Annotated in this window: 3 protein-coding genes; 1 reads left to right on the forward strand and 2 read right to left on the reverse strand. The window is 77.1% G+C overall.

What is annotated here, in order from left to right; translation table 11 throughout:
* Window positions 1–193 precede the first annotated feature (193 nt).
* Window positions 194–412 carry a hypothetical protein gene (locus ACIQOV_RS26965; protein ID WP_401052735.1) on the forward strand — a complete coding sequence of 73 codons (219 nt, stop codon included), beginning with the start codon at window positions 194–196 and terminating at the stop codon, window positions 410–412.
* 34 nt (window positions 413–446) lie between these two features.
* On the opposite strand, the gene ACIQOV_RS26970 is transcribed toward ACIQOV_RS26965, so the two are convergent.
* Together ACIQOV_RS26970 and ACIQOV_RS26975 are read right to left on the reverse strand one after the other, a co-directional pair.
* Window positions 447–3,482, reverse strand: a complete 3,036-nt coding sequence (locus tag ACIQOV_RS26970) for an AAA family ATPase (protein ID WP_401052738.1) — start codon at window positions 3,480–3,482, stop codon at window positions 447–449.
* Window positions 3,479–4,648 carry an exonuclease SbcCD subunit D gene (locus ACIQOV_RS26975; protein ID WP_401052741.1) on the reverse strand — a complete coding sequence of 390 codons (1,170 nt, stop codon included), beginning with the start codon at window positions 4,646–4,648 and terminating at the stop codon, window positions 3,479–3,481. Before ACIQOV_RS26975 ends, ACIQOV_RS26970 begins: the two co-directional genes overlap by 4 nt.
* Window positions 4,649–5,072 lie beyond the last annotated feature (424 nt).

Raw genomic sequence — 5,072 nt, forward strand, 5'->3', positions numbered from 1 at the left:
GGGGGGGGGGGGGCGGGCGGCGGGGCGGGGCGGGTTTCAGCGGACGGGTTTCAGCGAACAGATTTCAGATGACGGATTTCAGCGAACGTTTTCTGAAATCTGTTCGCTGTCATTCGTCCGCCGGGGCGCTCGGGCCGGCTCGGCCGGGGCCGACCCTGTTGCGGCTCAGCGGGGAGCGGAGTAGGAAGGCGGCATGAGCGACACCGGTACGAACCAGGAAGCGGCCGTCTGCGAACTCGTGTCCGAGGGCGAAGCGGAGGCGGCGCTGCGGCACGACCCGGAGGCGACCGGGCCGCGCGCCGACTGCGTGCTGTGCGGGGAACCGACCGAACTGCCCGCCGACCGGCCCGGCAGCACCCTCTGCCCGGTGTGCGCCTGGCAGCAGGCGCAGCGGATCGCCTGCTCGGGCTGATCCACGGCCGACCCCGGACTCCCCCGGGATCGGCCTACGCGTCCTCCCGCCCGGCCAGCGCCAGGGTCGAGCCGTGCCGCCCCTTGCGGACCAGCAGCTGGGCGGGGATGCGGCTGCGCAGGTCGGCGACGTGGCTGACGATGCCGACCGCACGGTCCCGCTCGCGCAGACCGTCCAGGACGTCCATGACCTCCTCCAGGGCCTGCTCGTCGAGGGTGCCGAAGCCCTCGTCGATGAAGAGGGTGTCCAGCGGCATACCGCCGGCCTCGTCGGTGACCACGTCGGCCAGTCCCAGCGCGAGGGAGAGCGAGGCGAAGAAGCTCTCGCCGCCGGAGAGGGTCGCGGTGTCCCGCTCGGTGCCCGTCCACGCGTCGACCACCCGCAGGGCCAGGCCCGAGCGCTTGGTGCCGCTGCCCCGGTCGTCGCTGTGCACCAGGGTGTAGCGCCCGCCGGACATCCGGACCAGCCGGTCGCTGGCCGCCGCCGCGACCTGCTCCAGCCGGGCCGCCAGGACGTACGACTCCAGGCGCATCCGCAGCCGGTTGTCGGCGGCGGTACCGGCCGTGAGTGCGGCGAGCCGGGTGATCCGCCCGTACCGGTCCAGCGCGGGGGCCAGTTCGGCGGCGAGCCCGGTCAGCTGCCGCCCGATCGCGGCCAGCGCCCCGCAGCGCTCGCGGGCCGCCGCATGGGCGGCGTGCGAGCGGCCGAGCCGGTCGGTGGCGGCGCCGAGCTCGGCCGCGACGGCGGGCAGGTCCACCGGCGGACGGCCCGCGGCCTCGGCCAGTTCCGGCAGCCCCAGCTCGCGGCGGACGGCGGCGGTCTCCGCGCGGTGCCGCTCCAGCCGGGCCTCCAGCCGCTCGCGCTCCTCGCGCGGCAGCAGCACCGACAGGGCCGCCGCCGGGTCGGGGAAGCCCGCCGCGGCGGCGGCCTTGCCCAGTTCGTCCTCGGCCTCGTCGAGCCGGGCCGCCGCCTCCGTCCGGGCCCGGGCGGAGTTCGCCGCCGCGGCGACCGCCTCGGTGAGCCGGGTGAGGGCCGCGGCCCGGTCGGCGACCGAGGGCGCGTCGCCCCGGGCGGCCGCCACCCGGGCGGTCAGCGTCTGCTGCTCGGTGCCGAGCGCCAGCAGCCGGTCGGAGAGGACGGCGGCGCGCTCCTTGGCCTCCTGCAGCTCGTCGACCCGGTGGGTGCGGTCCCGCGACAGCCGGGCGATCTCCTGCTCGACCCGGCCGAGCGCCTCCGCCGCGTGCCGTGCCCCGCGATGCTGGTCCTCCAGCCCGGCCAGGGCCTGCGCTAGCGCCTCCGTCGTGTCCGGCCCGGCCGCGCCGGCGGCGGTGGCCTCGCGGACCCGCAGTGCGGTGAGCGCCTGGTCGGCCTCCGTCCAGACCCGCTCGGCGTCGGCCTGGGCCCGGCGCGCCCGCTCCTCGTCCTCGGCGCCGACCCGGCCGCCGGGCGCGGCCTCGGCGGGCGCCGGGTGCTCCGGCGAGCCGCAGACCCGGCAGGCCTCTCCCGTGCGCAGCTGCTCGGCCAGCTCGGCGGCCATGCCGCTCAGCCGGCGGTCCCGCAGGTCCAGGCTGTGCTCCCGGGCGTCCAGCGCGGCGGTGCGCAGCGCGACCGCCCGGGGCTCGGCCGCGGCGATCTCGGCGCGCAGGCCGTCGCGCTCCCGCGCCGCACCGAGGCGTCCGGTCAACTCGGTGCGCTGCCCGTCCAGTTGCTCGACCCGGGCGGTCGCCGACCGGGCCTCGGCGTGCTGCTGCTCCAGACGGCCCAGTTCGCCCTCGAACTCGGCGAGCCAGTCCTCGGCCTCCTCGGCCAGTTCCTCGGCGGCTCGCCGGTCCTGTGCCAGGGAGCCATGCTCGTGGGCGAGTTCGGCGCAGCGCCGCTCCTCCGCCCGGGCCGCCTCCAGCCGGACCACCTCGGCCCGCAGTCGCAGCTCGGCCTCGGCCAGCCCGGCCGTGTCGGCCCCGGCGAGATCCCGGCCCCCGGCACCGGATCCGGCCAGCAGCTCGCGGTGCCGGCGCTCCAGCTGCCGCGCGCGCCCGAGTGCCTCGGCCGCGCTCTCCCGCAGTCGCAGGGCGGACTCCACCCCGACGGCCTCCTGCGCGGCGGCGAGCCGCCGCCGGTCCGCCGTCGCTGCGGGCTCGAAACCGGCCAGCCGCTCGGCCCGGTCCAGCGCCTCGCGGTGCCGGCGCTGGCGACCGGCCAGCTCCTCGGCGGCCTCGCGGCGCTCCTGGGCGGCGCGCTGGGCGGCCCCGGCGCCCGCGAGGGCGGCCTCGGTGACGGTGAGCTGCTCGGCCGCGCCGCTGCGCAGGACCGCCGCCCAGCCGAGCACCCCCGCGGCCAGACCGTCGTCGTCCTCGGCCGGCACCCAGCCCGCGGCGGGTTCGGCGCCCGGACCGGCCGCCTGCTCGGCCTTGCTGGCGAGGTCCCGAAGCCGGCGCCGGCCGGCCTGGACGGCGGCCTCCTGGCCGCGGCGCTGCTCGGCCAGCCAGGCCTCCACGTGCTGGAACCGCTCGGTGTCGAACAGTCGCCGCAGCAGTTTGCCGCGCTCCTCCGAATCGGCCTTGAGGAAGCGGGCGAAGTCGCCCTGCGGCAGCAGCACCACCTGGCAGAACTGCTCCCGGTTCATGCCGATCAGCCGGTGGATCTCCTCCCCGGCCTCCTGGTGCGACTTGCTGATCCCGCGCCAGCCGGGCGTGCCGTCGCCCGTGTCGAGGACCCACTCGCGCAGCAGGGTCTGTGCCCGCTCGACGGTGGTGCCGCTCCCGACCTTCTTCGGCCGGCGCTGCTCGGGCAGCCGGGTGACCTGCAGCCGCCGCCCGCCGAGGGTCAGCTCCAGCTCCACCGAGGTCAGCCGCTTCGGGTCGGCGTGGTCGCTGCGTAGCCGGTTGGCCCGGCGCGCGCCCGGCGTCTCGCCGTACAGGGCGAAGCAGACCGCGTCCAGCACGCTGGTCTTGCCCGCGCCCGTCGCGCCGCGCAGCAGGAACAGCCCGCCGGCGGCGAGCGCGTCGAAGTCCACCGTCTCGCTGCCCGCGAAGGGGCCGAAGGCGGTGACGGTGAGCCGGTGCAGCCTCATCGGGGCAGGTCCGCCTTCCGGTCCGTGGTCTCCCGGACGCGCTCGAAGCCCTCCCGCAGCCAGCCGAGTTCGTCCGGCTCCGGCTCGGCGCCGGGGCGGACGTGCCGCAGGAAGCCCTCCGCGATCTCCAGGTCCGCGCGGCCGCTGACCCGCGCCGCGTACGACTGCGAGGGCTCGGCCTCGCTCCGCTCGGGGTCGAACAGCAGTTGGAGGGTGTGCGGGAAACGGCGGCGCAGCCGCTCCATCGGCTCGCTCGGCCGCGCCGCGTCGGTGAGCGTGGCCTGCACCCAGGACTGCTCGTGCTCGGCGTACCGCTCGTCGGTGAGCAGCGCGTCGAGGGTGTCGCGCAGTGTCGCCAGGCGGCGCGGCTCGGGACAGGGAACGCGGTCGGCCGTCACCGAGCCGTCGGCGGCCAGGTCGACCAGCCACATGGTCTTGCGCTGGTGCACCTCGGAGAAGGAGTAGGCGAGCGGGGAGCCGCTGTAGCGCAGGTGCGGGGCGAGCGTCTGGCAGCCGTGCAGGTGGCCGAGCGCGGCGTAGTGCACGCCGTCGAAGACCGACGCGGGAACGGAGGCGACGCCGCCGACCGCGATGTCCCGCTCGCTGTCGCTCGGCGCGCCGCCGGTGACGAAGGCGTGCGCCAGCACCACCGCCCGGGTGCCGGCCGGGCGTGCCGCGAGGTCCTCCCGGACCCGGTCCATCGCCGCCCCGAGCACCGCCGCGTGCCCGCCCTTCGTCAGCCCGAACCGCTCGCGCACCAGGGTCGGCTCCAGGTACGGCAGCCCGTACACCGCCACCGGGCCGTGCTCGTCCGCCAGCAGGACGGGCTCGGCGCACTCGCCCGGGTCGGTCCGCAGGTGGATGCCGGCCCGGCCGATCAGCCCCGCCCCGACGCCGAGGCGGCGGGCCGAGTCGTGGTTGCCGCTGATGAAGACCGTCGGCACCCCGAGGTCCGCCAGCCGGTGCAGCACGTCGTCGAACAGCGCGACCGCTTCCAGCCCGGGCAGCGCCCGGTCGTACACGTCCCCGGCGACCAGCACGGCGTCCACGCCCTCGGACCGGACCACCTCCACCAGGTGGTCCAGGAAGGCGCGCTGGGCGTCGTGCAGGCTCTCCCGGTGGAACGAGCGCCCGAGATGCCAGTCGGAGGTATGCAGCAGTCGCATGGTTCCCGACCCTAACCCGCAGCACTGACAATCCCGCCCGACCCGGTGGAACCACTGGCCTCTGGCACCCCTGGCACCCCTTGCGTCCGGAGCCCCGGAGCCCCGGAGCCCCGGGGCCGTGCGGCGGTGGGCGGGGCGGGGTGGCGCCGAGCCCGTTCGATCACTCCGGGTGGATTGTCAGTGGCTCTGTGTATGTTCCTCGGCGTCGGCCGCTCCCGGTCGGGGTGGTCGGCGCGATCCGGTGTCGGAGGGCGAGAAGGAGGAGCCATGGCTGCGGTACGGAAGTCGGTGCGCGAGGTGCTGGGCGCTGCGGCGGGGTGGTCCCCGCGGGAGCGCCGGCGGGTGCTGGTGCTGGGCGGGCGGCGGCCGGGTGGCGGTGCCGGTGGGGCGTCGGCGGGCGGGCCCGGCGGGGCGGCGCCCCCCG

Origin of the sequence: Kitasatospora sp. NPDC091257 (assembly GCF_044757675.1) — a bacterium.
Classification (GTDB): Bacteria; Actinomycetota; Actinomycetes; order Streptomycetales; family Streptomycetaceae; genus Kitasatospora; species Kitasatospora lactacystinica.